Here is a 26,033-nt window from a genome sequence, read left to right as displayed (position 1 = left end):
TCGGGACCGCAAAAGATCAGCCACATGGTATGCGGCGCGGTCGGCCGGAGATTTTCGACGATGCGGCCTAGCCGACCGGGTCGGTGCTCCTCGCGGGCGCCCGCTTCGCCTGCGCCTTCTCCCGCCCGCCGGTCCTGAGCACGCCCGCGCCGAGCACGAGACCCAGGGCCAGCAGGGTGACCAGGCCGAAGGAGAGGACCAGGGAGGTCGCGTCGGCGATGCCGCCGATGGCCGAGGGGGCGATGAGCCCCGAGGTGTACGTGATGGTGGCGACGCCCGCGATGGCCTGGCTCGGGTTCGGGCCGCTGCGCGCGGCGGCGGCGAAGGCCAGCGGGACGACGACCGCGATCCCGAGCCCGATCAGACCGAATCCGGCCATCGCGACGGCGGCGTGCGGGGCGAGGACGACCAGGACCCCGCCGAGGGTGGCGACGGCGCCCCCGGCCCGTACGGCACGGACCGCCCCGAAGCGGTCCACCACCCGGTCGCCGACCAGCCGTGCCACCGCCATCGTCAGCGCGAAGGCGGTCGTGGAGGCGGCCGCGAGCCCTGCCGAGCTGCCCAGTTCGTCGCGGAGGTAGACGGCCGACCAGTCGAGGCTGGCGCCCTCGGCGAACACCCCGCAGAAGCCGATGGCGCCGATGGCCAGCGCGGACCTCGGCGGCAGCGAGAAGCGCGGCGGCGGCTCCTCCTCCGGGGTGCTGCGGACGTCGAGCACGCCCTGGCAGAAGGCCAGGCCGAGCGCGGTGAGCACGAGGGCCGCGATCAGGTGGTGCAGACGGGCGTCGCCGCCGAGGTGGGCGGCGACCGTGCCGGCGGTGGAGCCGAGCAGGGCGCCCACGCTCCACATGCCGTGCAGGCTCGACATGATCGACCTGCCGAGCCGGTTCTCGGTCTCGACGCCCAGCGCGTTCATCGCCACGTCGGACATGCCCGCGGTCGCCCCGTACACGAAGAGCGCGCCGCACAGGCCCCAGATGTTCGGGGCGAGCGAGGGCAGCGTCAGCGCGAGGGTCCACAGGGCGAGCAGGCCGCGCAGCGCCGTGCGGGCGCCGAAGCGGTGCGAGACGGCCCCGGCCAGCGGCATCGCGAGGGAGGCGCCGAGCGCGGGGAAGGCGAGGGCGAGCCCGAGCTGTCCGGCGCTGACGCCCGCGTGCTCCTGGATCCAGGGGATCCGGGTCGCGAAGCTGCCGGTGACCGAGCCGTGCACGCAGAAGACGGCGGCGATGGCGAAGCGCGCCCGCCGGAGGCGATCGGTGCGGGTGACGGTCTCCGCCGCCATGGTCCCTCCCCGGGGTCGTGGGTGTGCTGATGGTGTGGCGCGTAAACTATCAGGAACCCTGCCTGATAAATAGACCGCAAGAGGAGTCCGCTCCCCGCGCGTCTGAGAGGATCGCCGCATGGCCGCATCCCCGAGCACCGCACGAGCCATCAACGACCGGTTCGCCCTGCGACTGCTCCAGGACGAAGGCCCGTTGACGGCCGCTCAGCTCAAGACCCTCACCGGACTCTCCCGCCCGACCGTCGCCGACCTCGTCGAGCGGCTCCAGGGCTCCGGACTCGTCCACGTCGTCGGCGAGGCCGGAGCCGAGCGCCGCGGCCCCAACGCCAAGCTGTACGGGATCGTCGCCGACCGCGCCCACCTCGCCGCCCTCGACGTCCGGACCCGCTCGGTCTCCGTCGCCGTCGCCGACCTCCTCGGCACCCCGCTCGCCGAGGCCTCCGTCCCCGTCGGCGACGACCACGGCACGGGACCGGCCGTCGAGAAGGCGGTCGCCCTCCTGGAGCGGACCGTGAAGGAGGCCGGCGCCGACCGGCTGCACAGCGTCGCCGTCGGCGCCCCCGGACTCATCGACCCCGCCACCGGCGAGCTGCGCGACTCCACCGGACTGCCCGCCTGGCACCGCCGGCTCGTCGGCGTCCTCCAGGAACGGCTGCCCGCCCACGTCCTCGTCGAGAACGAGACCAACCTCGCCGCCGTCGCCGAACTCCGCGAGGGCGCGGCCCGCGACCGCGAGGACTTCGTCCTCCTCTGGCTCGGCCAGGGCGTCGGCGCCGCCGTCGTCCTCGACGGCCGCCTCCGCCGGGGAGCCTCCGGCGGCGCGGGGGAGATCGGCTTCCTGCCGGTCCCCGGTACCTCCGGACTCCCCTCGGCGACCGGCTGCGACGGCGGCTTCCACGAGCTGGCCTGCGCGGCGGCCGTCGACGCCCTCGCCGCATCCCACGGCCTCGACCCGGCCGACGCCCTCTCCTCGGGCCACGCGCCCTTCCTCGACGCCCTCGCCCGCCGCCTCGCCGTCGGCGCGGCGGCCGTCGCCTCCGTCCTGGACCCCGGCTGCGTGGTCCTCGCCGGAGATACCGGCCACCAGGGCGGCCCCGGCCTCGCCGCGCGCGTGGAGACCGAACTCGCGGCGCTCTCCCCGCTCCGTACCGAGGTCCGCGCCACCGCCCTGGGCGACGCGGCGGTCCTTCGGGGCGCCCTGCTGCGGGCGCGGGACGCGGCTCAGGAGGAGCTGTTCCCGTAGGGATACGGGATCCAATATTCGTATCCCGTATCCCGTATCCCGTATCCCGTATCCCGTATCCCGAATACGAATATTGGATACGGGATACGGCCTGGGAACGGACCCGAACGCGACCGCGCCGCGCCCCGGACAGGGGGGGCGCGGCGCGGTGGGAGCCCGGCGGCGGCAAGGGCCGTGAGTGTCCGCCGCCGGGGGTTCACCCGAGGAGGTTCACCGGAGGGGCGCGTCAGCAGGCGCCGAGGTCCTTCCAGACGCCCCAGTCGCCGGTCGTGCCCGGCTCCTCGTTCTGGGTCCACCACTGGGCCTTCCACTGGTGGCCCTTGTGGGAGACCGTGTTGCCCGCGTTGTAGACCGTGCCGGCCACGTACGCCGGGGCGGTGCAGCCCGTGGTGGGCGGCGTGGTCGGGGGAGTCGTCGGCGGGGTCGTCGGGGGAGTGGTGGGCGGGGTCGTCGGGGGCGTGGTCGGCGGAGTGGTGGAGCCGGGCTCCACGACCGTCGTGCCGCGCGCCAGGTCGCCGGCGAGGGCGTACGTCGTGCCGTTGATGTTCACCGTCCAGTTGGAGGGGGTGGACACCGGCAGGTAGTAGTTGAACGCCAGGTCGACCGTCGCGCCCGGGGCCAGCGACTGCCAGGCCGGGAGCTTCAGGGAGACGCGGTGGAAGTCGCCCTTCAGGCCGCCCACGTTGGAGCCCGTGTGGTCGCTGCTGATGACCTTCGTGCCGAAGCCGGACTGGTCGGAGGCGTTGTTCGGGGCGGAGGTGGCGTAGTCGAACTGGAACTCCGTGCCGCCGGGCAGGGTCGTCGCCGTGTTGTTGGTGATCTTGATCTTCGGCGTGATCGGGTAGTTCGAGTCGCCCAGCTTGAACTCGGTGAACTGGGTGTCGATCTTCACGGCCTGGGTCGGCAGCGCCTTGTTGGACTTCTTCGCGCCGTACGGGGTGGCCGCCTTGAACTTGTCGTACATCAGCGAGGTGAGCGTGGAGCCCATCTCGTACTGGCCCTTGGTGGCGTTCCAGGCGTAGTCGCCGGCCATCTCCCAGACCATGGTGCCGCCGATGCCGCGGTCGACCACGTAGTCGGCCTTCGCGGCCACGGACTGCTCGTCCTCGGTGGAGAGGAAGACCTTCTTCTCGGCGTTCCACAGCCACGGCGCGACCAGGGTGGCGTCGTACTTGCGGGCGTAGGTGCCGGTCAGCGTGGTGCTCGCGGGGAAGCCGTACCGGGTGACGTAGTCGCCGACGATCCCCTTCTCCAGGTTCTTGGCGTGCCACATCGGGTTGGAGCCGGCGGGCGACTCGGCGCCGTTGGTGTCCTTGTCGTGCCACAGGTTGTCGATGCCGGAGGCGCCGTCGCCGCACTTGGTGAGGCCGGCTCCGGCCGGGCAGGTGGTCGCGGAGGCCTTGCCCCACAGGCCGTCCGTGCCGCCCTGCACGTTCTTGAAGCCGCGGGTGTAGTACGGCAGGCCGATGTTGATGCGGCCGGCCGGCATGGAGCCGCGGAAGTAGTGGTAGGCCCAGTCGGTGTTGAGGTAGCCGATGGAGCCGTACTGCGAGGAGCCGTAGACGTTGGCGGCCGCGAGCTCGGCGTCCTTGCCGTCGTCGAAGAGGGAGGCGTTGGGGCCGACGTACTCGTTCCAGGCGCCGTGCAGGTCGTAGGACATGATGTTGACGTAGTCCAGGTACTTCTGCATCTGGAAGGTCTCCATGCCCCGCAGCAGGTAGCCGGAGGAGGGCGCGGCGACGGTCAGCAGGTAGTGCCTGCCGTCGGCGGCGCCGGCCGTGTCCAGCTTCTCGCGCAGGGACTTCATGAGGGCCGCGTAGCCCTGCACGAGCCCGGCGCGGCGCGCGTTGGAGAGCTGCCAGTCGAGCGGGTTGCCCGAGTCCTTCATCGTCGTCGGGTACTCGTAGTCGATGTCGACGCCGTTGAATCCGTACTTCCGGATGAAGTCGACGGCGGAGTTCGCGAAGGTGTCGATCCCGGCCTGGTTGACCGAACCGTCGGCGTTGGTGGCCATCGAGTAGAAGCCGCCGGAGCTGATCCGGTTGCCGTTGTCGTCGAAGTAGCCGCCGGTCTCCGCCCAGCCGCCGACCGAGATCAGCGTCTTGACGTTCGGGTGCTGCTTCTTGAACTTGTTGAGCAGGTTGAAGTGGCCCTTGTAGGGGTACGCGGGGTCCATCTCGGCGCCGGCGACACCGGGCCAGGTCATCCCGGTGGCCGCGTTGTCCGGACCGTCCGTGCCCACGGAGAGCTTGTTGTCGCCGCCGATGTGGCCGAAGGCGTAGTTGATGTGGGTGATCTTGTCCCACGGGATGTCCTTGGCCAGGTACGCGGGCTGGCCGTTCTTGCCGGTGCGCCAGCCGGTGAAGTAGCCGATGACCCGGCGCTGGTGGTCCGCGCCCATCTTCTCGCGGCCCTCGGTGTCGTAGACCGAGCAGTACGGGACGTCGACTCCGGGGGTCTTGTAGAGCCCGTCGGGGCGACAGGACTCGTTGTCGGCCGCGTACGAGACGCCGCCGGAGAGCGAGCTGAGCAGCAGCCCGGCGACGGCCGCGCCGGACGCGAGCAGCGAGGCTCTCTTGGTCGTGGGGGACAGCACGATCGGTCCTCCTGGGGAGGTCAAAGAAACACGCAACGAACAGGGGGGTGGTACGTGTTGGGCCCGTGGAGTGCGCACGCCGACGGACCGTTGCCTCGGAGGTGACACGGAGATTAAGAGGACTAGACCAGTGCGTCAATAGGTCTGGACCAAAGAAGGATCCCGTGGGGCTCTGTGAGCCATCCCACAGGGTTCGGGTCTGGCGCCTCGGGCGGGGCGTGGCACACTGGCCCTGTATCAGCAGCAGCGCACTCCGGGGTCGGTGTAATTCCGAACCGGCGGTATAGTCCGCGACCCGTCCGCAAGCCAGCGGCCGGTTGACCAGGTGAAATTCCTGGACCGACGGTGAAAGTCCGGATGGGAGGCAGTGCGCGGCGGGTGACCCCTTCCAGGGGTGCGCCAGCCGTACGTCCGCTGGTCGCCGTGTCGGCACCGCCGATCGGCGTACCCGGAGGACGCGGCCTCCGCGCACCCTGTGCGAGGCGTCCTTCCCGCTCTCTGTCGTCATCGACAGGCCCCGGAGTCCGTGCCCGAAGAGGCAGGAGGACCCGGTGGCCCAGCAGGCCGACATCACCGCCATGCGACGCGCCGTCGAGCTCGCCGCACGCGGTCTCGGCGCCACCAGCCCCAACCCGGTCGTCGGCTGCGTCATCACCGACGCCTCCGGACACCAGGTCGGCGAAGGCTTCCACCAGCGGGCCGGCGGCCCCCACGCCGAGGTCCACGCCCTGCGCGCGGCCGGCGTCCTGGCCCGCGGCGGCACCGCCTACGTCACCCTCGAACCCTGCGACCACACCGGCCGCACCGGCCCCTGCTCCCAGGCGCTCATCGAGGCCGGGATCAGCCGGGTCGTGTACGCGGTCGGCGACCCGAACCCGCAGGCCACGGGCGGCGCCGACACCCTCCGCGCCGCCGGGGTCGAGGTCGAGCAGGGCCTCCTGGAGGCCGAGGCCGAGGCCGGCAACCTCGCCTGGCTCACCTCCGTCCGCGAGGGCCGCCCCTTCGTCCGCTGGAAGTACGCCGCCACCCTCGACGGCCGGATCGCCGCCGCCGACGGCACCTCCCGCTGGATCAGCTCCGCCGAGTCCCGCGCCGACGTCCACCGGCTCCGCGCCGAGGCCGACGCCGTCCTGGTCGGCGGCGGGACGCTGCGCGCGGACGACCCGCACCTCGCCGTCCGCGGCATCGAGAACGCCACCCAGCCGCTGCGGGTCGCCCTCGACACCCGCGCCGAGCTCCTGCCCACCGCCCGGATCCTCGACGACGCCGCGCCCACCCTGCTCGTCGTCGGCGAGGACGCCGACACCCGGCACCTGCCCGACGTCGAACTGCTCCGGATGCCCCTGCACGACGGCCGCGTCGGCGTGCACGAGCTGCTCGCCCAGCTGTACGCGCGCGGCATCCGCTCGATCCTCCTCGAAGGCGGCCCCACCCTCGCGGGCGCCTTCACCGCCGCGGGCGCCGTCGACCAGGTGGTCGGCTACCTCGCCCCGGTCCTCCTCGGCGCGGGCCCCGCCGCCCTCGCCGACGCCGGAATCACCACCATCACGCGCGCGTTGCGGCTCGACATCACCGAGACCACGCACATCGGATCCGATATCCGCATCACCGCCGTCCCGACCCCCAAGGGAGCCTGACCGTGTTCACCGGAATCGTCGAAGAACTGGGCGAGGTCGTCGCCGTCGAGCAGCTGGAGGACGCCTCCCGCTTCCGGCTGCGAGGCCCCCAGGTCACGGAAGGCGCCCAGCACGGCGACTCCATCGCCGTCAACGGTGTCTGTCTCACGGTCGTCGAGTTCGGCGACGGCGAGTTCACCGCCGACGTCATGGCCGAGACCCTCAAGCGGTCCAGCCTCGGCGCCCTCGAAGTCGGCTCCCGCGTCAACCTGGAGCGGCCCATGGCCGTCGGCGGCCGCCTCGGCGGTCACATCGTCCAGGGCCACGTCGACGGCACCGGCACCATCCTGGAGCGGACCCCCTCCGAGCACTGGGAACTCGTCAAGGTCGGCCTGCCGGCCCACCTTTCCCGGTACGTCGTCGAGAAGGGCTCGATCACCGTCGACGGCGTCAGCCTCACCGTCGTGGAGGTCGGCGACGACTGGTTCACCATCAGCCTCATCCCCACCACCCTCGACCTGACCACGCTCGGCATCAAGCAGTCCGGCGACCCGGTCAACCTCGAAGTGGACGTCATCGCCAAGTACGTCGAGCGGCTGCTCGGCGCCGACGCCAAGGAGAACGAGAAGTGAACTGGCTCAACTCCGAGGCGTTCACCCTCCTCGACCAGCACATCATCTGGTCCGACATGATCGGCAACATCTTCGGACTCGCCGCCCTCGCCCTCGGCTGGCGCCGCTCCGTCTGGACCTGGCCCGTGCAGTTCCTCGCCGGCCTGATCCTCTTCGGCGCCTTCTTCGGCCACCTCGCCGGCAGCGCCGGCAAGCAGGTCGTCGTCATGCTCGTGGCGCTCTACGGCTGGTGGCAGTGGCAGCGCAGCAAGGGACAGGGCGCGGACGGCCACATCGCCGTGCGCTTCGCCAGCTGGGCCGAGCGGGCCGCCATGGTCGCCGCGGCCGCCGTCGGCACCGTCGCCGTCGCCCTGTTCTTCGAGGCCTTCCCGAAGCTGTCCTGGGACCCCTGGCCCGACGCCTACATCTTCGTGGGCACCATCGTGGCCATGTACGCCCAGGCCCGCGGCATGGTCGAGTTCTGGTTCGCCTGGCTCCTCGTCGACCTGGTCGGCGTCCCGCTGAACTTCGCCAACGGCTACGCCTTCTCCGGCTTCGTGTACGTCATCTACGGCGCGCTCGTCCTGTGGGGCCTGCGCGACTGGTGGCTGCGCTCCCGCGCCACCACCGTCCTGGAAGGAGCCCACGCATGAACGCGCATTCCCTCTGGGACGCCACCGACCTCGCCCTCGACCCCGTCGAGCAGGCCATCCGCGACATCGCCGCCGGCCGTCCCGTCGTCGTCGTCGACGACGAGGACCGCGAGAACGAGGGCGACCTCGTCATCGCCGCCGAGAAGGCCACCCCCGAGATCGTCGCCTTCATGATGAGCGAGTGCCGCGGCCTGATCTGCGCCCCCATGGAGGACGAGGAGCTGGAGCGCCTCGAACTCCCGCAGATGGTCCAGCACAACACCGAGTCGATGCGCACGGCCTTCACCGTCTCCGTCGACGCGTCCGCCGCCCACGGCGTCACCACCGGCATCTCCGCCGCCGACCGCGCCACCACCCTGCGGATGCTGGCCTCCGGCAGCCACGAGCCGTCCGACTTCGTCCGCCCCGGCCACATCTTCCCGCTGCGCGCCAAGCCCGGCGGCGTCCTCGTCCGCAACGGACACACCGAGGCCGCCGTCGACCTGGCCCGCCTCGCGGGCCTCCGCCCGGCCGGCGCGATCGTCGAGATCGCCGGCGAGGACGGCGTCATGCTGCGCCTGCCCGAACTGGTCCCCTTCGCCCGCAAGCACGGCCTGACGATCATCTCCATCGAGGACCTGATCGCCTACCGGCGCTCCGCCGAGCCGACCGTCCGCCGCGAGGCCGAGGTCCACCTCCCCACCGCGCACGGCGAGTTCACCGCGTACGGCTACCGCTCCACTGTCGACGGCGTCGAGCACGTCGCCCTCGTCCACGGCGAGATCGGCGACGGCGAGGACGTCCTCGTCCGGGTCCACTCCGAGTGCCTGACCGGCGACATCTTCCACTCGCTGCGCTGCGACTGCGGCCCCCAGCTCCAGGCCTCCATGGACCGCGTCACCGAGGCCGGGCGCGGCGTCGTCGTCTACCTGCGCGGCCACGAGGGCCGCGGCATCGGCCTGCTGTCCAAGCTGCGCGCGTACGAGCTCCAGGAGCAGGGCCGCGACACCCTCGACGCCAACCTGGAGCTCGGACTGCCCGCCGACGCCCGCGACTACGCGGCCGGCGCGCAGATCCTCGGCGACCTCGGCGTCCGCAGCCTGCGCCTGATGACCAACAACCCCGACAAGATCGACGCCCTCACCCGCCACGGTCTGCGGGTCGAGGGCCGGGAGCCCATGCCGGTCCAGGCCGGCGAGCACAACCTCCGCTACCTGCGCACCAAGCGGGACCGGATGGGGCACGACCTGCCCTGGCTGGACGGCTCCCCGGCCTCCACCTGCAACAACCAGTAATCCCGTAATCCCGTAATCCCGTAATCCCGTACGCACGAAATCGGCTAGGAGAGACATGAGCGGCAAGGGCGCACCCGTCCTCAGCGTGAAGAACTGCGGCGACCTCCGGGTCGCGGTCATCGCGGCGCAGTGGCACGAGAAGATCATGGACGGTCTCGTCGACGGCGCCCTGCGCGCCCTCAGCGAGCTCGGCATCGACGAGCCGACGCTCCTGCGCGTCCCCGGCAGCTTCGAGCTCCCGGTCGTGGCGAAGGTCCTCGCCGGGCGCGGCTACGATGCCATCGTGGCGCTCGGCGTCGTCATCCGCGGTGGAACGCCGCACTTCGAGTACGTGTGCCAGGGCGTCACCCACGGCCTCACCCAGGTCTCGATCGACACCGGCGTACCCGTCGGATTCGGCGTCCTCACCGTCGACAACGAGGAGCAGGCGCTCGACCGGGCCGGCCTCGAAGGATCCTCCGAGGACAAGGGCCACGAAGCGGTCACCGCCGCCGTCGCCACCGCCACCACGCTGCGCACGGTCAGCGAACCCTGGCGCTGATGACGCGACCCTTACCCCGTACTCTTAGGACCATCATGGCGAACAAAACCTTCGAAGAGCTCTTCTCCGAGCTCAAGCTCAAGGCAGAGACCGGCGACCCGGCCACCTCCCGCACGGCGGAGCTGGTGGGCAAGGGCGTCCATGCCATCGGCAAGAAGGTCGTCGAGGAGGCCGCCGAGGTCTGGATGGCCGCCGAGTACGAGGGCAAGGAAGCGGCCGCCGAGGAGATCTCGCAGCTGCTGTACCACGTCCAGGTGATGATGGTCGCCCGCGGGATCTCGCTCGACGACGTCTACGCCCACCTCTGAGCACACACGTCTCTCCCTCCCCGAAACTCCCAGGCAAAGGAAGCTCACCCCATGCTGCGCATCGCCGTCCCCAACAAGGGTTCCCTCTCCGGACCTGCGTCGGCCATGCTCCATGAGGCCGGCTACCGCCAGCGCAAAGAGTCCAAGGAGCTCGTGGTCGTCGACCCCGAGAACGAGGTCGAGTTCTTCTACCTGCGGCCGAAGGACATCGCGATCTACGTCGCCTCCGGGAAGCTGGACATCGGCATCACCGGCCGTGACCTGCTCCTGGACTCCGGAGCCAGCGCCGAGGAGATCCTCCCGCTGAACTTCGGCCGCTCCACCTTCCGCTACGCCACCCGCCCGGGCACCGCGAGCGGTCCCGAGGACTTCGGCGGCATGACGATCGCCACCTCCTACGAGGGCATCGTCGCCAAGCACCTCGCCGACCAGGGCATCGACGCCTCCGTCGTCCACCTGGACGGCGCCGTCGAGACCGCGATCCAGCTGGGCGTCGCCCAGATCATCGCGGACGTCGTGGAGACCGGCACCAGCCTGCGCAACGCGGGCCTGGAGGTCATCGGCGAGCCGATCCTGACCTCCGAGGCGGTCGTCATCCGCCGTCACGGCGCCTCCGACGACAACCCGCAGGTGCAGCAGTTCATGCGCCGCCTCCAGGGCGTCCTCGTCGCCCGTTCGTACGTGATGATGGACTACGACTGCCGCGCCGAGCACCTGGAGCAGGCCGTCGCCCTCACCCCGGGCCTGGAGTCGCCGACCGTCTCCCCGCTGCACAACGAGGGCTGGGTCGCCGTCCGCGCGATGGTCCCCGCCAAGGAGGCGCAGCGGATCATGGACGACCTGTACGAGATCGGCGCCCGCGCCATCCTCACCACCGCCATCCACGCCTGCCGCCTCTGACGGCAGCCCGGCCCGTACGTCCCACCAGGCACTGAGGAACCCCCGATGTCGCAGTCCCCGACGCCCGCCCTCCCGGTCACCTTCCGTCCGGGGCGCACCCGGGCGATCCTGCTGACCATGGGTCTCGCGATGTTCGTGGTCATCACGGGCGTCGCGATGATGCTGGAGCGGCTCGGGCCGGGGGAGCGGGCCAGCTTCGTCTTCACCGCCGCGCTGCTCGCCGGGGTCCTCGTCCTGCTGAGCCGCCCCAAGGTCGTCGCCGACGACGAGGGCGTCACGGTCGTCAACATCACCAGGACCCGGCGGCTCGCCTGGGCGGAGATCCTCCGGGTCAACCTCCGCCCGGGCGACCCGTGGGTCTTCCTCGACCTCAGCGACGGCACCAGCCTGCCCGCGCTCGGCATCCAGCCCGGCATCGCCAAGGAATCGGCGATCCGCGACGCCCGCGCCCTGCGGGCCCTGGCCGAGAGCCACGGCACGGTGGCGGAGACCCGCTGAGACCCCGAGCCGTACCGGGGCAATCCCCCGTTCGTCCCCCATCCGGGGCCGACCCCCTGCCCCTCGGGGCGTTCCCATGACTACTCTGGAGACGGTGGCGCCGAGCGGCGCCACCGTCTCGCGTGTGCAGGGCCGCGACCGCGGCCCGCGAGACCACCCTTCGACCCGAGGAGTGACTCCCTCCAGCAATGGACGGATCGTCCGGTAGTACCTGCGCCGCCCCCTCCCAGGAGGCGGCGGCATGATCGTCTCCCTTCTGCTGCTCTTCGCGGCATTCCTCCTGATCCTCGCCAACGGCTTCTTCGTGGCCGCCGAGTTCGGTCTCGTGACCGTCGAGCGCGCCGAGGCCGAGCGGGCGGCGGCCGCCGGCGACCGGCGCGCCCGCACCGTCGTCACCGCGCTGCGCGAGCTGTCCTTCCAGCTCTCCGGCACCCAGCTCGGCATCACGATCACCTCGCTGGTCGTCGGCATGCTCGCCGAGCCCGCGCTAGCCGGGCTGCTCCACGGGCCGCTCACCGCGACCGGACTGCCCGAGGGGGCCGTCTCCGGGATCTCCGTGGTGATCGGCATGCTGCTCGCCTCCGCCGTCCAGATGGTGGTCGGCGAGCTCGTACCGAAGAACTGGGCGGTCTCCCGGCCGCTCCAGGTCGCCCGCTTCGTCGCCACCCCGCAGCGCCGCTTCTCGGCGCTGTTCCGGCCGGTGATCTCCCTGCTCAACCGCGTCGCCAACCGGCTCGTACGGCTCCTGGGCGTCGAGCCCACCGAGGAGCTGGACTCGGTCCGCACCCCCGGCGAGCTCGTCTCGCTCGCCCGGCACTCGGCCGAGGCCGGCGCGCTCGAACAGGACACCGCCGACCTCTTCGTACGGACCCTGTCCCTCGGCGGCCTCACCGCCGAGCAGGTCATGACCCCGCGCGTGAAGGTCAGCGCCCTCCAGTGGGACGCCACCGCGGCCGACGTCCTCAACCTCACCCGGGCCACCGGCCTCTCGCGCTTCCCGGTCTACCGCGACCGCATCGACGAGATCGTCGGCATGGTCCACCTCAAGGACGCGCTCGCCGTCGCCCCGCACGCCCGCCTGCGCACCCCCGTCGGACGGATCGCGGTCCCGCCGCTCCTCGTCCCCGAGACGCTGCCCGCCCAGACGCTCCTGGAGCGGCTGCGCCGGGAGCAGCCGATCGCGGTGGTCGTCGACGAGTACGGCGGCACGGCCGGGGTCGTCACCCTGGAGGACATCGTCGAGGAGCTCGTCGGAGAGGTCCGCGACGAGCACGACACCGCCGCCGACGGCCGGCCCGAGCTGGCCGCGGCGCCCGCCGAGGACGGCCGCCCCGCCTGGGAGGCCGACGGCTCCTGCCGCGTCCACACCCTGCGCCGGATAGGCCTCGACGTGCCCGACGGGCCGTACGAGACCGTCGCCGGGCTCGTCGCCGACCTCCTCGGCCGCATCCCGGCCCCCGGGGACCGGGCCGAGCTGCCCGGCTGGCGGCTCTCGGTGCGCCAGGTCGACCGCTACCGCGCCGAGCGGGTACGGATCGTCCGCACGGCCCCCGACCCGGCCGACACGTCGGGTCCGGGCTCGGACGGCACGTCGCCCTCCGGCCCGGACGCGGCGGGCGCGCCCGCCGCCCCCGTGCCCGTCGCGGCGGAGGCGGTCCGATGAGCACCCTGCAACTCCTCTTCGCCGTGCTGCTCGTCCTCGCCAACGGCTTCTTCGTCGGGGCCGAGTTCGCCCTCGTCTCCGTCCGGCGCAGCCAGATCGAGCCGCTCGGCGGAGCCCGGGCCAAACAGGTCCTGCACGGCCTGGAGAACCTGCCGCAGATGATGGCCGCCGCCCAGTTCGGCATCACCGTCTGCTCCCTGACGCTCGGCGCCGTCGCCGAGCCGACCGTCGCCCAGCTCCTCGAACCGGTCTTCCACACGATCGGGGTCCCGGAGGGGCTGATCCACCCGCTCGGCTACGTCATCGCCCTCGCCGCGGTCGTCTTCCTCCACCTCGTCATCGGCGAGATGGTCCCGAAGAACCTGGCGATGGCCGACCCCGAGCGCACCGCCCTCTGGCTCGCCCCCGGCCTGGTCGGCTTCGCCCGGCTCTGCCGGCCGGTCACGGTCGCGCTCGGGGCCTGCGCCCGGCTCGTCCTGCGGGCGTTCAAGGTCGAGCCGAAGGACGAGGTGGAGGCGGTCTTCACCAGCGCCCAGCTCGGCCGTCTCGTGGAGGACGCGGGCCAGGCGGGACTGCTCGACCCGGTCGAGCAGGAGCGCCTGGAGGACGCCCTCGAACTGGGCACCCGCCCGGTGACGGACGTCCTCATCGCCCCCGCCTCCCTCGTCACGGTCCCGCCGACGGTCACCCCGCGCGAGATCGAGGAGCTGACCGTACGGACCGGGTACTCCCGCTTCCCGGTCCGCGCCGAGGGCCGGGCGACCTTCATGGGCTTCGTGCACGTGAAGGACGTCCTGGACCTGGAGGAGCGGGAGCGGGCGGTGCCGCAGCGGCTGTGGCGCCCGATGGCGACGCTCCGCGCCGAGCTGCCGCTCGACGACGCCCTCACCGTGATGCGCCGCGCCGCCACGCACCTGGCCCAGGTCGCGGACGGCTCGGGCCGGGTCCTCGGTCTGGTCGCCCTGGAGGACGTCCTGGAGATGCTGGTGGGCGAGGTCCGCGACCCCGCGCACCGCGTGCAGCCGGTCGCGGCGTCCTAGGGCCTGTCCGGCCCTAGTAGCCCGGCGGCTCCTGCTGCGGGCCGCGGTCCACCGGACCGCGGCCCGACAGGACCTCGCCGTACGCCTGCATGAGGTCGCCGAGCCGGAGGGTCGCGAGGTCCTCCCGGCTCGGGGTCGCCGCGTATCCGGAGAGCCGCAGGTCCCGGTAGGCGCAGGACTTCTCGTACAGGGTGCGCAGGAAGCGGCCGTTGCCGAGTTCGTCGATCCAGCCCTGCTCGACGACGTGCCCGCTGATCGAGCGGAGCTCGTCGAGGGCCTCCTCGTCCCAGCCGTCCCCGTTGGACGCGGCGAGGACCTCGCCGATGGCGGTGAGCTCCAGCGGCCGGTACGAGGGGAAGTCGACCCGGGTGGTGAACCGGGAGGACAGGCCGGGGTTCGTGCTGAGCAGCCGGTCCATGCCCTCGGGGTAGCCGGCCAGGATGACCACCAGGTGGTCGCGGTTGTCCTCGGCGCGCTTCAGGAGCACCTGGAGGGCCTCGTCGCCGTACGCGTCGCCCTTGCTGTAGCCGCTGTTGGAGAGCGCGTACGCCTCGTCCACGAACAGCACCCCGCCGACCGCCGAGTCGATCAGCTCATTGGCCTTGACCGCCGTCTGGCCCAGGAACTCGCCGACCAGATCGGCCCGTTGGGCCTCCACGAGGTGGTCGCCGCCGAGCAGCCCGAGGGCGTAGAAGACCCGTCCCAGGATCCGGGCGACCGTGGTCTTACCGGTGCCCGAGGGGCCGGAGAAGACGAAGTGACGCTTGGGCGGCTGGACCGGAAGGCCCTGCCCGGCCCGGAGCCGGGCCATCTCCAGCTGCGCCGAGAGCGCTTTGACCTGCCGCTTGACCGGTTCGAGCCCGACCATGCCCTCCAGCTCGGCGAGCGCCTCCGCGAGCAGCACCGGATCGGTGGGTCCGGCCGGGAAGCGCGGCGGCATCGGCTGGCCCGGCAGCGGCGCCTTCTGCCGTACGGTCTCCGGCGGCGCGACGGGGGCGCCCGGCGGCACCGGCTCGGGCGCGAGCCGCAGCCCGTCGCCGAGCCCGCCGGGGTCGGGCTCGGCGCCCGGCACGGTGTCCACCGCGTCCTGCCCGAGGCCCCCGCCGAGGGAGCCCCTGGCGACCGTCGCGAGGCCGGCCGGGTCGTCCACGCCGTCGTACCCCTCGAACCCGTCGTACTCGGCGATCGCCGCGAGCCGGGCGGCCGTGTCCATGAACGCCGGGTCGATCCGGTGCACCGCCCGGTAGAGCGGCAGGGCGGCGGCGCTGCGCCCGGTGCCCTCGTGGGCGCGGGCGAGCCAGTAGCGCAGCTCCTTGCGCTGCGGCTGCTCGCTGCGGCACCGCATCAGCGAGGCCGACAGGAGCGGCTCGGCCTGGCTGTACATCTCCAGGCGCACCCGGGCCATGCCGCCGAAGAGTCCGGCCTCGATGCCGAGCAGCGGGTCGTCGACGAGGGTCTCGGTGTGCCGGACGAGCTGGTCCCAGTCCTTGACGAGGTAGGCGCGGCAGGCGTGCAGGAAGCGCACCTGCGGATCGGTGTCGACCGGGGGGAGACCGGCGAGGGCGCGGTCGAGCTCCGGGACGTGGCGGCCGTCGAGCCAGTGGGAGGCATGGGCGAGCAGCAGGTCGCGCGGGCTCTCCAGGACCGGCTGCACCCACCAGCCCAGCCAGTACCAGGAGTTCAGCGTGCGCCGGTACCGGGTGCGCTGCTCGCCGAAGCGCTCGCGGTTGCGGTACATGCGCAGCAGGGCGGTGGTGGTGTCGACCCGGAGCGCGTGCAGCCCGAGCCAGGCGTCCGCCATCCCGGGGTCGATCCGTACCGCCGTCCGGAACTCGTCCTCCGCCTGCGGATACGCGCCCATCGTGTAGGCGTCGACTCCGCGCAGCCAGGCGAGCTCGGCCGGGGTCTGCGACCCCTGCGTGCCGATGTCCATCGAGTCCCCCACAACCGTCATCGCATGGACGGGATTTGACCGCACCTGGGGGCATCGTACCTGCGCAGGGGGTGCGCGCTTAAGGAGAAGCGCATGATCCGGAAGCGGTGACCCTGGGTGAGCTTCAGGGGGCGCGAAGGGCTCGGAAGGGGGCGCGCAGAGGGCCCGAGGAGGGCTTCCGAGGGCAGAACGAAGCCCCCGATCACGGGGGAACAACCGGGGGCTTCGTGTCCGCGGCGGCTCCGAAAAGCCGCACATTCAGAACGTAAGACCTGTACGCCCCCTGGGTCAAGCGAAGTTGAGGCACTTGCGGAAGCGGACTTCCGCGCCCTCAGTTCACGGACATGACGCCATCACTGTGCGTGATGATCTGGTCCGTGCCCGCTGTCACGGTCGGCCCAGGAAGCCAGTCGTAACCCTCCTGGCACTCCCGTACCAGGGTGTCGGCGAAGGGCCGGGAGGGGTCCTCGGCGAAGTGGCGAGTCTCCGCCACGGTCCAGCCGTCCCAGAAGGAGGCCTGCTCCGGTCCGTCCCGCCGGCGCCCCCGCACCCAGGACTCCTCGGCGCCCCGCTCCATCCACAGCAGCCACGCCAGGAACGGCCGCACCACCCGCCGGCCGGCGCCGACGCCCTCGACGAGCACCACCGGCGCCGGAGCCAGCGCCCGCGCCTCCCCGAAGCGCCGCAGCCGCCAGTCGTACGGGCGGTAGGACGCCGTCTCGCCCCGCGAGAGCGGCTCCAGGACCTGCTCCCGCAGGCGCCCGGTCCACGCGAAGAGCTCCTCGTGCGTGGCGAGGTCGTCGAGCCGCAGGACGGGGGCGTCGCCGAGGGCGGCGGAGAGCCGGCCGGCGAGCGTGGACTTCCCGGAGCCCGCGTGGCCGTCGACCGCCACCAGCCGGACCGGTCCGCAGGAGGGCGGCAGCCGGAGCAGCGCCTGCGCGGCGCGGTCGAGGTCGTTCATGGCCCCAGGGTAGGGGAGCGGGGGACCGTCGCAGGTCAGGGAGGTGCCGCCGCCAGTGGTGGAGACCAATATTGGTGCGGCGACGCGGGCCGAAGTGCTGGCGGAGGCCCCGCGGGAGCCGGGATAGTGGGCCCGCGCGGACCCGCCGGCACCGTTCCGTCCGCGCGGCAGCCCGCTGTGTCCACCGCTCCGTACGCCCACCGTTCTCGACTGGGGGTCACCGCCCATGACCAGCTCCACCCCGCGCAGAACCGTCCTCGCCGCGGCGCTCGCGGCCGCCGCGGGAACGGCCGCCGCCGGGCCCGCCCTCGCGTCCGCCCCCGACCGCGCCTCCGACAACCGCGCCTCTGACGACCGCGCCTCCGACGACCGCGCCGAGCGGGGCCACGCCCCCGCCGCCGGGCTCGTCGACAACCGCTTCTGGTCCTCGTACACCGACTGGAGGTGCGGCACGACGGCCGGTACGCGGGCGGTGGCCGGTTACCGCCCCGGCCTGGTCCTCGACGCCCCCGCCGGGCGCCTCGACTACACCGACCCGCACACCGGCCGCACCTCCGCCTGGGAGTACGCGAGCTGGACCTCGCCCGTCCACACCCCGGCCGTGCCCGCCACCGAGGTCATCGCCTCCTGGAACGCCGAGACGCCGTCCGGCACCTGGCTCCAGGTCGAACTGTCCGGCACGTACTCCGACGGCGCCACCACCCCCTGGTACGTGCTCGGCCGCTGGGCCTCCGGCGACGAGGACATCCGGCGCACCTCCGTCGACGACCAGGGTGACGGCCGGAGCGCCGTCTGGACCGACACCTTCGCGATCGACGACGCGGCGAGCGGCCTGCGGCTGAGCTCGTACCGCCTCCGCCTGACCCTGTACCGCACCCCGGGGAGCGACCTCACCCCGACGGTCTGGCGGCTCGGCGCCATGGCCTCGGACATCCCGGACCGCTTCACCGTCCCGGCCTCCGAGCCCGGCCTCGACCACGAGCTGACCGTCCCGCGCTACTCCCAGAACATCCACGTCGGCCAGTACCCCGAGTACGACAACGGCGGCGAGGCCTGGTGCAGCCCGACCTCCTCCCAGATGATCGTCGAGTACTGGGGCCGCCGCCCCTCGGCCGAGCAGCTGGCCTGGGTCGACCCCGCCTTCGCCGACCCGCAGGTCTGCCACGCGGCCCGCTTCACCTACGACCACCAGTACCAGGGCTGCGGCAACTGGCCCTTCAACGCCGCCTACGCGGCCACCTACCCCGACATGAACGCCGTGGTCACCCGCCTCCGCTCGCTCACCGAGCTCGAATCGCTCGTCGCGGCCGGCATCCCGGCCATAACGTCCCAGTCCTTCCGCAAGGACGAGCTCACCGGAGCCGGATACGGCACCTCGGGCCACCTGATGACCGTCATCGGCTTCACCGCGGACGGCGACGTCATCGCCAACGACCCCGCCTCTCCCAGCGACGAGGCCGTCCGCCGGGTCTACCGGCGGCGCGAGTGGGAGAACATCTGGCTGCGGACCAAGCGTTATGACGCAAACGGCAAGGTCAGAGGCGGTACGGGGGGCGTCTGCTACATCTTCTGGCCGGTCAAGTCAGCACCAAGTCAGCACCGCGCACTGCAGGCACTCGGCCTGGCGTGAGCATGTGCGGCCCGACGGTCGTCTCGACGACCTGACGGCAGCGCTCCTGGCCGTCCTGCGTGAGGTGGCCGTGCCGGTCTGTCGTGACCTTGATCGAACGATGTCCGAGTCAGTGGGACGCCTAGTGAATGCACACGCCATTCGTCAGGGGCACGGTGGTCCGCTTGTGCCGCAAGTCGTGCGGAGTGCATTCGGGCAGATCGAGCCGCCTGATCGCGCGGTACCACGCCTTGTGCGGGCAAGGGGTTTGGGTCACGGCTGGATCGTGGTGTTGTCGCCGGTGACGGCCGTGCCGATGGTCTGTGCGGCGATGGACCGCTCACCAGACGCGGTGATCGTCACCGAACCGGCCGCGGGAAGCTGGGCGGCCAGTTCCGCAAGCAACTGCGGATCCTCCCGTAGCGCCCGCTTGATCTGCTGGCGCAGGGCGGCAGCAGCATCGGCGTCCCCCGGTTCCTCGGCTGCCTCACGTACCGCCGCCTCCAGTTCCGGGCGTCCGGCCGCGCTCCGGCGCCGCCAGACCGCGTGCAGAATACTGCGCCCTGCGTTCGCCGTCGCTCCCACCGCAGCGTCCTCAGCCCGAGCCAGCACCCCCGCACCATAGGCACCCAGGGCCGCGCTTAGATACGGCCCTGCCTGCTCCACGAACTGCACGATCTCCGTTCCCACAAACCACCTCTGAATTCCCGTTACTGACTGAGGCCAGGGCATCAGACTAGGACGCCCAGCCAGCGTGCACGCGACAACTCCGCAATTCGCGGCCCGTCGATCGGCCTCACTCCACGCGGGTCAAGCGAACACCTTCCTGGCTCTGGCGCAGCCGGCTACACCCCGACCACCAGGCCGCTGACCAGGAAACGGAGAACTTTGACGGGGGTACGAACGGCCAGCCGCCGAAGTGGCCTACTTGGCTGAGTCGATCCTTCCGCGGATCTGTGCGACGAGCGGGTTCTCTGGGCCCAGGACGGGCTCGATCCGGTCGAGGGCTGCGCGATAGAGGGCGATCGCCTTTCGGTGTGCGCCGGCTTCCTGGTGGGTGTCCGCCAGGGCGAGTTGGGCGATCAGGACGTTCGGGTGGTCGCCGAGGGTCTGCTGCCAATGGGAGAGGTTGGCTTCGTACAGTGGCACGGCCAGATCGGGTCGGCTGGCGAACCGGTAGATCTCGGCCAGGTTCTGCCGTTGCTCGAGTGTGTCCGGGTGGGTGGCGCCGAGTTCCTTCTCGGTGAGCGCGACGCTGTGTTCCAGTAGTTCGGCCGCCTGGGCGGGGCTGCCAGACCTGCCGTGGGCGCGGGCCAGCATGGCGGTGCAGTGGAGTGTTTGCGGGTGGGCGCCGCCGAGTTCGGCCTCCAGCTGTGCGCGGATGTCCTCCAGGACGGCGACTGCCTGTGTCGCGTTGCCGGACTCGAGGTGGGCGGCGGCCAGGTTCGTCTGGCCGGTGACAGTGTGTGGGTGTGTGTCGCCGAAGGTGAGGCTGGCGTTTCGCACGGTGGCCTCGAGAAGTTGGACGGCGCGCCGGGCGTCGCCGACTGTGAGGTGTGCGATGGCCAGGTTGCTCCGACACACCACGGTGTGCGGGTGGTCCTCGCCGAGCGACCGGATGCACCGTTCCAGTGTCGTCTCCGCGAGGGGAACGGCCCGCGCTGGATCGTCCGTCTGGCGCAGTGCGTCGGCCAGGCCGATGTAGTTGGCCAGAGTGTCCGGGTGCGCCTCGCCGAGGACCTGCTCGCACTGGGCGACGACGGCCTCGAACAGCGGGATGGCGCGAGCCGGGTCGCCCGCCGCAAGGTGGGCCTTCGCGAGGCCGCTTCGGGTGGCGAGGGTGTGGGGGTGGGTCTCGCCGAGCAGCGCGGCACGGTGCTCGAGGACGGTGTCGTACTCGGCGATCGCCCGTTCGGCGTCGCCGGCGGCCTGGTACGCCTGCGCCAGCCCGTTCCTGGTGGTCAGTGTCTGGGGGTGGGTGTCGCCCAGCAGGTAGGCGCTCTGCGCGGCCGCGGCCTCCAGCAGTGGGAGCGAACGGGACGGGTTTCCGGCGTCCCGGTAGGCGCAGCCGAGGTTCGCGCGGACGGTAATGGTCTCCGGGTGCGCCTCGCCGTACACCTCCTCGCACCGGGCCAGGGCCGTTTCGAGATGCTGCGCCGCCCGGTCGGGGCGTCCGGCGATCGCATAGGCGTAGGCGAGGTTGCCCCGGCTGGTGATGGTTTCGGGATCGCTGTCGCCGAGTGCCTGTTGCCGTTGGGCGAGCACGGCGGTGTACATCGGAATGGCGCGGGACAGGTCGCCTGAGGCGAGGTAGGCCGCCGCAAGGCCGTTCCGGCTGGTCAGCGTGGCAGGATGCGTTGGTCCTAGTGATCGCTCGTACTGCGTGAGGGTCGCTTCATGCAGACAGATGGCACGATCCAGGTCGCCGGACGCGTGATAGGTGCGGGCCAGCTCCCCGCAGCTGACGAGAGTGTCGGGGTGGTTGTTGCCAAGTACTTGCCTACGTCGCGCCAATGTCTCCTCGTGGAGTGCGACGGCACGGGCCAGATCGCCGGAGTCACGGTAGGAATTGGCAAGGTTGGAGACAACGGTGAGCGTCCCCGGGTGCGAGTCGCCGAAGACCTGCGCACATTGGACGACCATCGGTTCGAGGATCGCGATCGACCGGCCGAAGTCCCCGGCTCCGTGGTAGGCGTTGGCCAGGTTCGCGCGGACCTTCATGGTGAGTTCGTGCTCGGCGCCGGCGAGCGCTTCGCAGCGGGCGAGGGCCGCCGTGAGCAGCGGAACGGCGCGGGCGTCGTGGCCGAGGTCACGGAGATAGGTCGCAGCGCTCGCGTACCGTCCGGCGGGAAAGGTATCTGCGTGCCCGTCAGGAGTGGTGACTGCGAGCGCGACGAGGTGTGGGAGCAGCCGATCCCATGCGGGGGACCGGCCAGAGTCGGGCGGTTCTCCCAGCGGGATGACCGCGGCGCACAGCAGCCGTTCGGCCTCCAGCCGGCCAGTCGGCGCCGTGCCACCAGAGGGCGACTGGTTTCGGAGGGTGGCCTGGACCAGTCGGTGGACGCTCACCGTGTCCTGGGTGAGGGAGACCATGCAGTAGACGCCAAGGACCCCAAGGGCCTCGTGGAGTTCGTCGCTGTCGTCAGCGATAGGGGCCAGCAGTTCCACCGGGATGTCATCGGGCGCCAGCCACGCCAACGTGGACAGAACGGATACCGCCAGGGGACTGCGCTCCGTGAGGGTGCTGATCGTCTGGCGCCAGATGCGGGCGACGGTGCGCTCTGGGTCGACACCTTCAGCAGCCTTGTCCAACGCGCTGATCAGCCTTCGGCGGTAGCGCTCGATGCCGATCGTCGGGTTCTGCGCCAGGTAGGCGCCAGCCTGCATCAGACCGATGGGAAGCTGCCCCAGGTCAGCGGAGAGGGCCCGGGCTTCATGCACCTGGCGGGGGGTCGGCGGGTTCTCGCCGAGCGCATACCTACAGAGGAGTTCACTTGCCGCAGCCAGGTCGAGTACGTCCAGGGCCAGCGTCGCGACGGAGGTCGGCCAGCCGGCCGACCGTCGGCTGGTGGCGATGACGTAGCCGTTCAGCGCGCCGATGTAGGGCCGCAGATCGGCCGGATCCTCGACATTGTCGAAAACCAGCAGCCAACCTGGATGCCACTGCAGCCACATCATCGCCCAAGCGGCGCGTTCTTCGGTCGACGCGGTGCCGGCCCACGTGGGGATGAGCCGCAGAGCGAGGTCGGCCAGCGATTGCTCGATGCTGGCGGGAGATCCGGCGGCGATCCACCATGCCACAGTGTGGTCGTAGCGGTGTCTGTGGGCGTACTCGAGCGCCAGGGTGCTCTTGCCGACGCCGCCGAGGCCCTGGATGACAGCAGTCCTGGCGGCTCGCTGCCCGAGCTCCGCCTTGAGTGTGTCGCGCAGCCAGCCCAGCGCGTCCGTGCGGCCCAGACATAGCGGGAGCGGCGGCAGGTTGGTGAACGCGGCAGGCGCCTGGACATCGCGCGCCGAGTTCAGCAACTCGGCCGTGAGGATGGTGACCGGGCCGGTGATCGCCGTCCCGATGCGATGGGCGGCGACAGACCCGGATCCTGTCGCCTCAAAGGTGAAGTTCGTCATCGAAAGCCCGTCAACCTCCGTCGCCGACGATGTCCGCCGACTGTTCTCTGCCGCTTCCGGGCGCGACCCGGCCCGGAAGAAGCTGCCGCACCGATGGATTGCTGAGTGCACCCATTTCAGTCCGATCTCCGGGCCGGTCGGGTGTCTCGCTCTCCAGCACGGAGCGTACGCGTTCCCCATGTCGGGTCAGCATCGGCCGGGCTGAGCCGTTGTGAGCGGAGACGTTCATCGGGCTGCGGATGAGGCAGTTCGAGCGGCTGTGGATAGTGGACGGCATCCTCGTCCCAGTCCGCGTTTGGAAGATCGGTGCATCCTTACGCAACCACCGGTTCTCCGCGAACGTACAGGTCAATATCGACGCCGACACCAAGCTGGTGGTCGCGGCGGCCCTTCCGGTGCCGGGCAGCGCCGCTGATGCGAGGGCCTGGCGGGACTTCCGGCCTGGCCCAAGTGTGTACGGGCGTGACCGTGCCGGACGACGGCGCCTAAATGAACACCAGGCTCATCGTCCCGCACCGTAAGCGCCCTGCTGCACAACGAGATCCGTCGCGACTGCCGCCAGCGCGGTCATGGCCTTCACCACTCGGTCCAGGCCGTTGCTCACATGCACAACCTCGCCCTCGCCGCATGACCGGACCGGCCGCAAACCGGCCCTGACCTGCCCGGACACAATCTTCTGCAACACACTTTAGTACGTCATGCCCCGGGGGCGAGCTGATGAAAATCGGCCACTTGTAGCGCGCAGCCACGAGTCGCCGACCTTGGCGAATTTCATCTTGGCTTGAAAAATGCGAAACCCAAATCAGATGGATCGCGACTCGACAGATTAGCCGACCGCCACCAATTCGGCAATATCGCTCGACTCTACTCGAACCCAAAAATTTCGGAGCCTCTTTCGCCCCTTCCTGCTTCGCGCTGGACCTCTCGAAAGGGTCTGTTTTCAGTCACTGAGCGGAAAACGATGGTTGAATTTCACAAGGGAGTCGCAATATCGTTCGGAGTGACTAGCAGCTCAGAGTGAGCTCATTCACTGAGGGGATTGACATGCGTCGCCCTGTCGCTTCGTTCGCTGTTCTCGCCATGGCTGCGACTGGAGTCGTGGGCCTGGCTCCCAGTGCATCCGCCGAATCCTACGGCTGCGCTGGATCCATGGTCTATTCGAAGAACTTGATGGGCGTGGACGGATCTGTGTGGTCCACCGCTCAAATCTACTACTCTTCAGCCAATAACGGCACCAACTGTGCGGTCCTGGTCGCCAAGAAGTGGGCTGGTGTCAAGCATGAAATGGGTATAAATCTGGCCGTTGTCGGACGTGCCGGCGTTCAATCAAACAGTGGCCAGTTCGCCTGGTATGCCGGCCCAGTGGTCCAGACGAACACAAATGGCCATTGCGTGGTGAGCGAATTCCGGGAAGGTGCCCCCAACGGTAGTAGCTGGTCCGAAGATATAACTCCCCACGTCGCTTGCGGCTGATTTCCCCCCTGCGCCGATTTACGGCGCCCCTTGGTGGACTTGTGCTGTGATCGTGTCCACCTCCGCAGGAGAGAGAGCACTGCATGTCCTCTCTCTCCTGCACGGTGAGCACCTTCGTGCCTGATCGACGGAGAGCAGTCTCAGCGAGCGGCGGCGTTGATTGCCGATGCTGTCGAGAGAGTACTGTTCCGCCGGGATCGGGCCTTGTCGAGGCTCGCCTTGTTGTCCTTGATCAGCTGCTTCTGGATGGCGGTTTCCTCGTCGAACCAGACCTTGACCAGACCCGTCGTCGTCTTGCACTCGACGTCGTCCGTCGCGAGCTCGATCTCGTCGGAGCTCGCTGTGCCGGCGACGGGTGAGTACAGCTTGTCCGTGTCCCAGACGTTGTTGACCTCGTGCCCGCGGCCCTTCATGCACTGGGACCACTGACCCATCGCTGCCTTGACCGCAGCGGTCTGCTGGGAGCGTTCGAAGCTCTCCCCACTGAGGCGCTCGACCAGGTTTGCGTCGAGAGTGCCGACCTTGCGGTTCACTTCGCCGGTGCACCCTCCGTCGGGGAGAGCTTTGCCCTTGAAGGAGGTGACGTCGCCGCCGTCTTGACGGCCCTGAAGAACCGTGACGGCGTCAGCGGCATCGCGCTCCGGGGGCGGGGTACTCTCCCGGCCCGGGTGCGGAGGTCGATAGCCGTATTCCTTGGCTTCGGCTAGGTCGGTCAGCCCGTAGCGGCGGGGCATGTTGGAGGCGTTGTCCGCGAGCGGAGGGGCGGTGCCGAGGTCTTCGGTGCGCCAGTTGGCGAACCCGTAGCGGCGCATGCAGGCGGTCTCCGCGTTGTCCCTGGCCTGCTGGACGGCGATTTCGTCGGCGTAGGAGGTCATGTATGCCTCCAATGGCAGGGCGAGGCCCTTGGCGAGACCACGCGTGGGTACCTTGGCCGGCCAGTTGTCCCGGAACACCTGCGGCCCGGGCTGCGCGGGGTCGGCCGCGGGGGCGGCGGCGTTCCGGGCAGGCGGATTGTCGATCGTCTGCTGTCCGCAGCCTGCCAGCACAGCCGCCAGAGAAGCGGATGCGAGGGAAACGGTCCATGTGCGTCGCATTGTCATCACAGCCTCGCGCTACTCGCGTTCTCGTTCTTCAGGGCAGCAATCAGGTTCTCGTTACCGCCGGCCTCGATGGTCTGGTATGTGCCCTGCTGATTGCTGTTGTAGAAGATCCGGTGGGATCGGGAGTCTCCGTTGGAGGCGCCGGCGGCATTGTTCTTCACACTGAACCCGGATCCCGGGTCCGTCCCCAGGCACTTGCTGCCGTTCGGCAGCGACGAGCTTCCGTACCCGAAACCGTATCCGTAGTTGAACTGGTAACGGACTTCCTGCACACCCGAGGAAGTCAGGTAGTCGTAGCCGAGATGAGAGTCCTCGGTCCTGTTGGTGGTGAAGCAGGCGCTCGCGAAGATCCCGATGTTCTGCATGCTGTTGTAGAAGATAGCCAGGCAACCCGTCGACGAACTGCAGTGGGAGTCCGTGTAGGTGACGTAGGCGTTGGCGGGGGAAGCCGGAACGAGTACGGCCGCCAGTGCTGCGGTCGCCGTGGCAGCCGCGCCTAATATTGTCCGTCTGGACAAGGTATGTACCTCAATTCACGTTTCTTTTGTCCGCCTGGGGAAGAATCGACCATGTGGCCCGCTACGTCTGGCGATCCTCCAGGGCCGAC

General features: G+C 70.5%; 20 protein-coding genes, 1 pseudogene and 1 riboswitch. Of the genes and pseudogenes, 13 read left to right on the top strand and 8 right to left on the bottom strand.

Annotation, left to right across the window (positions count from 1 at the left end; genetic code table 11):
- Positions 1-67: 67 nt before the first annotated feature.
- Positions 68-1,282 (bottom strand): MFS transporter, encoded by a 1,215-nt coding sequence (locus ACH4TP_RS39690; RefSeq protein ID WP_389237804.1) that lies wholly within the window; start codon positions 1,280-1,282, stop codon positions 68-70.
- A gap of 118 nt (positions 1,283-1,400) precedes the next feature.
- On the opposite strand from ACH4TP_RS39690, the gene ACH4TP_RS39685 reads away from it, so the two are divergent.
- Complete coding sequence (locus ACH4TP_RS39685; RefSeq protein ID WP_389237802.1) at positions 1,401-2,525, top strand: ROK family transcriptional regulator; 1,125 nt, start codon at positions 1,401-1,403, stop codon at positions 2,523-2,525.
- Between the two features lie 226 nt (positions 2,526-2,751).
- On the opposite strand, the gene ACH4TP_RS39680 is transcribed toward ACH4TP_RS39685, so the two are convergent.
- Positions 2,752-5,121, bottom strand: a complete 2,370-nt coding sequence (locus ACH4TP_RS39680) for a chitinase C-terminal domain-containing protein (RefSeq protein WP_398440650.1) — start codon at positions 5,119-5,121, stop codon at positions 2,752-2,754.
- Positions 5,122-5,365: 244 nt separating this feature from the next.
- Positions 5,366-5,496: riboswitch (FMN riboswitch) on the top strand.
- A 176-nt stretch (positions 5,497-5,672) separates the two neighbouring features.
- Here ACH4TP_RS39680 and ribD point away from each other — a divergent pair.
- The 10 genes from ribD to ACH4TP_RS39630 all read left to right on the top strand — a co-directional run bounded on the left by ribD (position 5,673) and on the right by ACH4TP_RS39630 (position 14,225).
- The gene (ribD, locus tag ACH4TP_RS39675) at positions 5,673-6,758 is read left to right on the top strand and encodes a bifunctional diaminohydroxyphosphoribosylaminopyrimidine deaminase/5-amino-6-(5-phosphoribosylamino)uracil reductase RibD (protein ID WP_389237798.1); all 1,086 of its coding nucleotides are present in this window, start codon (positions 5,673-5,675) and stop codon (positions 6,756-6,758) included.
- 2 nt (positions 6,759-6,760) lie between these two features.
- A complete protein-coding gene (locus tag ACH4TP_RS39670; RefSeq protein ID WP_389237796.1) occupies positions 6,761-7,369 on the top strand; it encodes a riboflavin synthase in 609 nt (202 codons plus the stop codon).
- Positions 7,366-8,001, top strand: coding sequence for a nicotinamide riboside transporter PnuC (locus ACH4TP_RS39665; protein ID WP_389237794.1), 636 nt, complete (start codon positions 7,366-7,368; stop codon positions 7,999-8,001). Before ACH4TP_RS39670 ends, ACH4TP_RS39665 begins: the two co-directional genes overlap by 4 nt.
- Positions 7,998-9,275, top strand: a complete 1,278-nt coding sequence (locus tag ACH4TP_RS39660; protein ID WP_389237792.1) for a bifunctional 3,4-dihydroxy-2-butanone-4-phosphate synthase/GTP cyclohydrolase II — start codon at positions 7,998-8,000, stop codon at positions 9,273-9,275. Before ACH4TP_RS39665 ends, ACH4TP_RS39660 begins: the two co-directional genes overlap by 4 nt.
- Before the next feature lie 55 nt (positions 9,276-9,330).
- Positions 9,331-9,816 carry a 6,7-dimethyl-8-ribityllumazine synthase gene (gene ribH, locus ACH4TP_RS39655; RefSeq protein ID WP_024760819.1) on the top strand — a complete coding sequence of 162 codons (486 nt, stop codon included), beginning with the start codon at positions 9,331-9,333 and terminating at the stop codon, positions 9,814-9,816.
- Between the two features lie 35 nt (positions 9,817-9,851).
- Positions 9,852-10,124, top strand: a complete 273-nt coding sequence (locus ACH4TP_RS39650; protein WP_030691288.1) for a phosphoribosyl-ATP diphosphatase — start codon at positions 9,852-9,854, stop codon at positions 10,122-10,124.
- 51 nt (positions 10,125-10,175) lie between these two features.
- Positions 10,176-11,024, top strand: coding sequence for an ATP phosphoribosyltransferase (gene hisG, locus ACH4TP_RS39645; protein WP_398191808.1), 849 nt, complete (start codon positions 10,176-10,178; stop codon positions 11,022-11,024).
- A 45-nt stretch (positions 11,025-11,069) separates the two neighbouring features.
- Positions 11,070-11,522: a PH domain-containing protein gene (locus ACH4TP_RS39640; protein ID WP_389237788.1), complete on the top strand. Its 453-nt coding sequence runs from the start codon at positions 11,070-11,072 to the stop codon at positions 11,520-11,522.
- Between the two features lie 241 nt (positions 11,523-11,763).
- On the top strand, positions 11,764-13,185 hold the full coding sequence (locus tag ACH4TP_RS39635; RefSeq protein ID WP_398440649.1) for a hemolysin family protein: 1,422 nt from the start codon (positions 11,764-11,766) through the stop codon (positions 13,183-13,185).
- Positions 13,182-14,225 carry a hemolysin family protein gene (locus tag ACH4TP_RS39630; RefSeq protein ID WP_398191801.1) on the top strand — a complete coding sequence of 348 codons (1,044 nt, stop codon included), beginning with the start codon at positions 13,182-13,184 and terminating at the stop codon, positions 14,223-14,225. The genes ACH4TP_RS39635 and ACH4TP_RS39630 overlap by 4 nt, the downstream gene beginning before the upstream one ends.
- 13 nt (positions 14,226-14,238) lie before the next feature.
- Here ACH4TP_RS39630 and ACH4TP_RS39625 read toward each other — a convergent pair whose 3' ends face one another.
- Both ACH4TP_RS39625 and ACH4TP_RS39620 read right to left on the bottom strand, forming a co-directional pair.
- Positions 14,239-16,158, bottom strand: coding sequence for an AAA family ATPase (locus tag ACH4TP_RS39625; RefSeq protein WP_389237848.1), 1,920 nt, complete (start codon positions 16,156-16,158; stop codon positions 14,239-14,241).
- Between the two features lie 331 nt (positions 16,159-16,489).
- Positions 16,490-17,119 (bottom strand): uridine kinase, encoded by a 630-nt coding sequence (locus ACH4TP_RS39620; protein WP_398440648.1) that lies wholly within the window; start codon positions 17,117-17,119, stop codon positions 16,490-16,492.
- Positions 17,120-17,345: 226 nt separating this feature from the next.
- Between ACH4TP_RS39620 and ACH4TP_RS39615 the strand changes: the two genes are divergently transcribed.
- A complete protein-coding gene (locus ACH4TP_RS39615; protein ID WP_398440647.1) occupies positions 17,346-18,749 on the top strand; it encodes a peptidase C39 family protein in 1,404 nt (467 codons plus the stop codon).
- A gap of 252 nt (positions 18,750-19,001) precedes the next feature.
- Here the strand turns inward: ACH4TP_RS39615 and ACH4TP_RS39610 are convergent, their stop codons facing one another.
- Both ACH4TP_RS39610 and ACH4TP_RS39605 read right to left on the bottom strand, forming a co-directional pair.
- Complete coding sequence (locus ACH4TP_RS39610; protein WP_398440646.1) at positions 19,002-19,418, bottom strand: hypothetical protein; 417 nt, start codon at positions 19,416-19,418, stop codon at positions 19,002-19,004.
- Between the two features lie 234 nt (positions 19,419-19,652).
- On the bottom strand, positions 19,653-22,853 hold the full coding sequence (locus ACH4TP_RS39605) for a tetratricopeptide repeat protein (RefSeq protein WP_398440645.1): 3,201 nt from the start codon (positions 22,851-22,853) through the stop codon (positions 19,653-19,655).
- Positions 22,854-23,104: 251 nt separating this feature from the next.
- Here ACH4TP_RS39605 and ACH4TP_RS39600 point away from each other — a divergent pair.
- A pseudogene (locus ACH4TP_RS39600) lies at positions 23,105-23,484 on the top strand (IS5/IS1182 family transposase); the annotation flags it as partial.
- 982 nt (positions 23,485-24,466) lie between these two features.
- On the opposite strand, the gene ACH4TP_RS39595 reads toward ACH4TP_RS39600, so the two are convergent.
- Entirely contained in the window at positions 24,467-25,372 is a 906-nt protein-coding gene (locus tag ACH4TP_RS39595; RefSeq protein ID WP_398440644.1) for a hypothetical protein, read from the bottom strand.
- A 53-nt stretch (positions 25,373-25,425) separates the two neighbouring features.
- Positions 25,426-25,791, bottom strand: coding sequence for a hypothetical protein (locus ACH4TP_RS39590; protein WP_398191772.1), 366 nt, complete (start codon positions 25,789-25,791; stop codon positions 25,426-25,428).
- Between the last annotated feature and the right edge of the window lie 242 nt (positions 25,792-26,033).

This window comes from Streptomyces sp. NPDC021012, assembly GCF_044333355.1.
Classification (GTDB): domain Bacteria; phylum Actinomycetota; class Actinomycetes; order Streptomycetales; family Streptomycetaceae; genus Streptomyces.
Note: the sequence above shows the minus strand (reverse complement) of the source record. Positions and strands in the feature narration are given on the sequence as shown.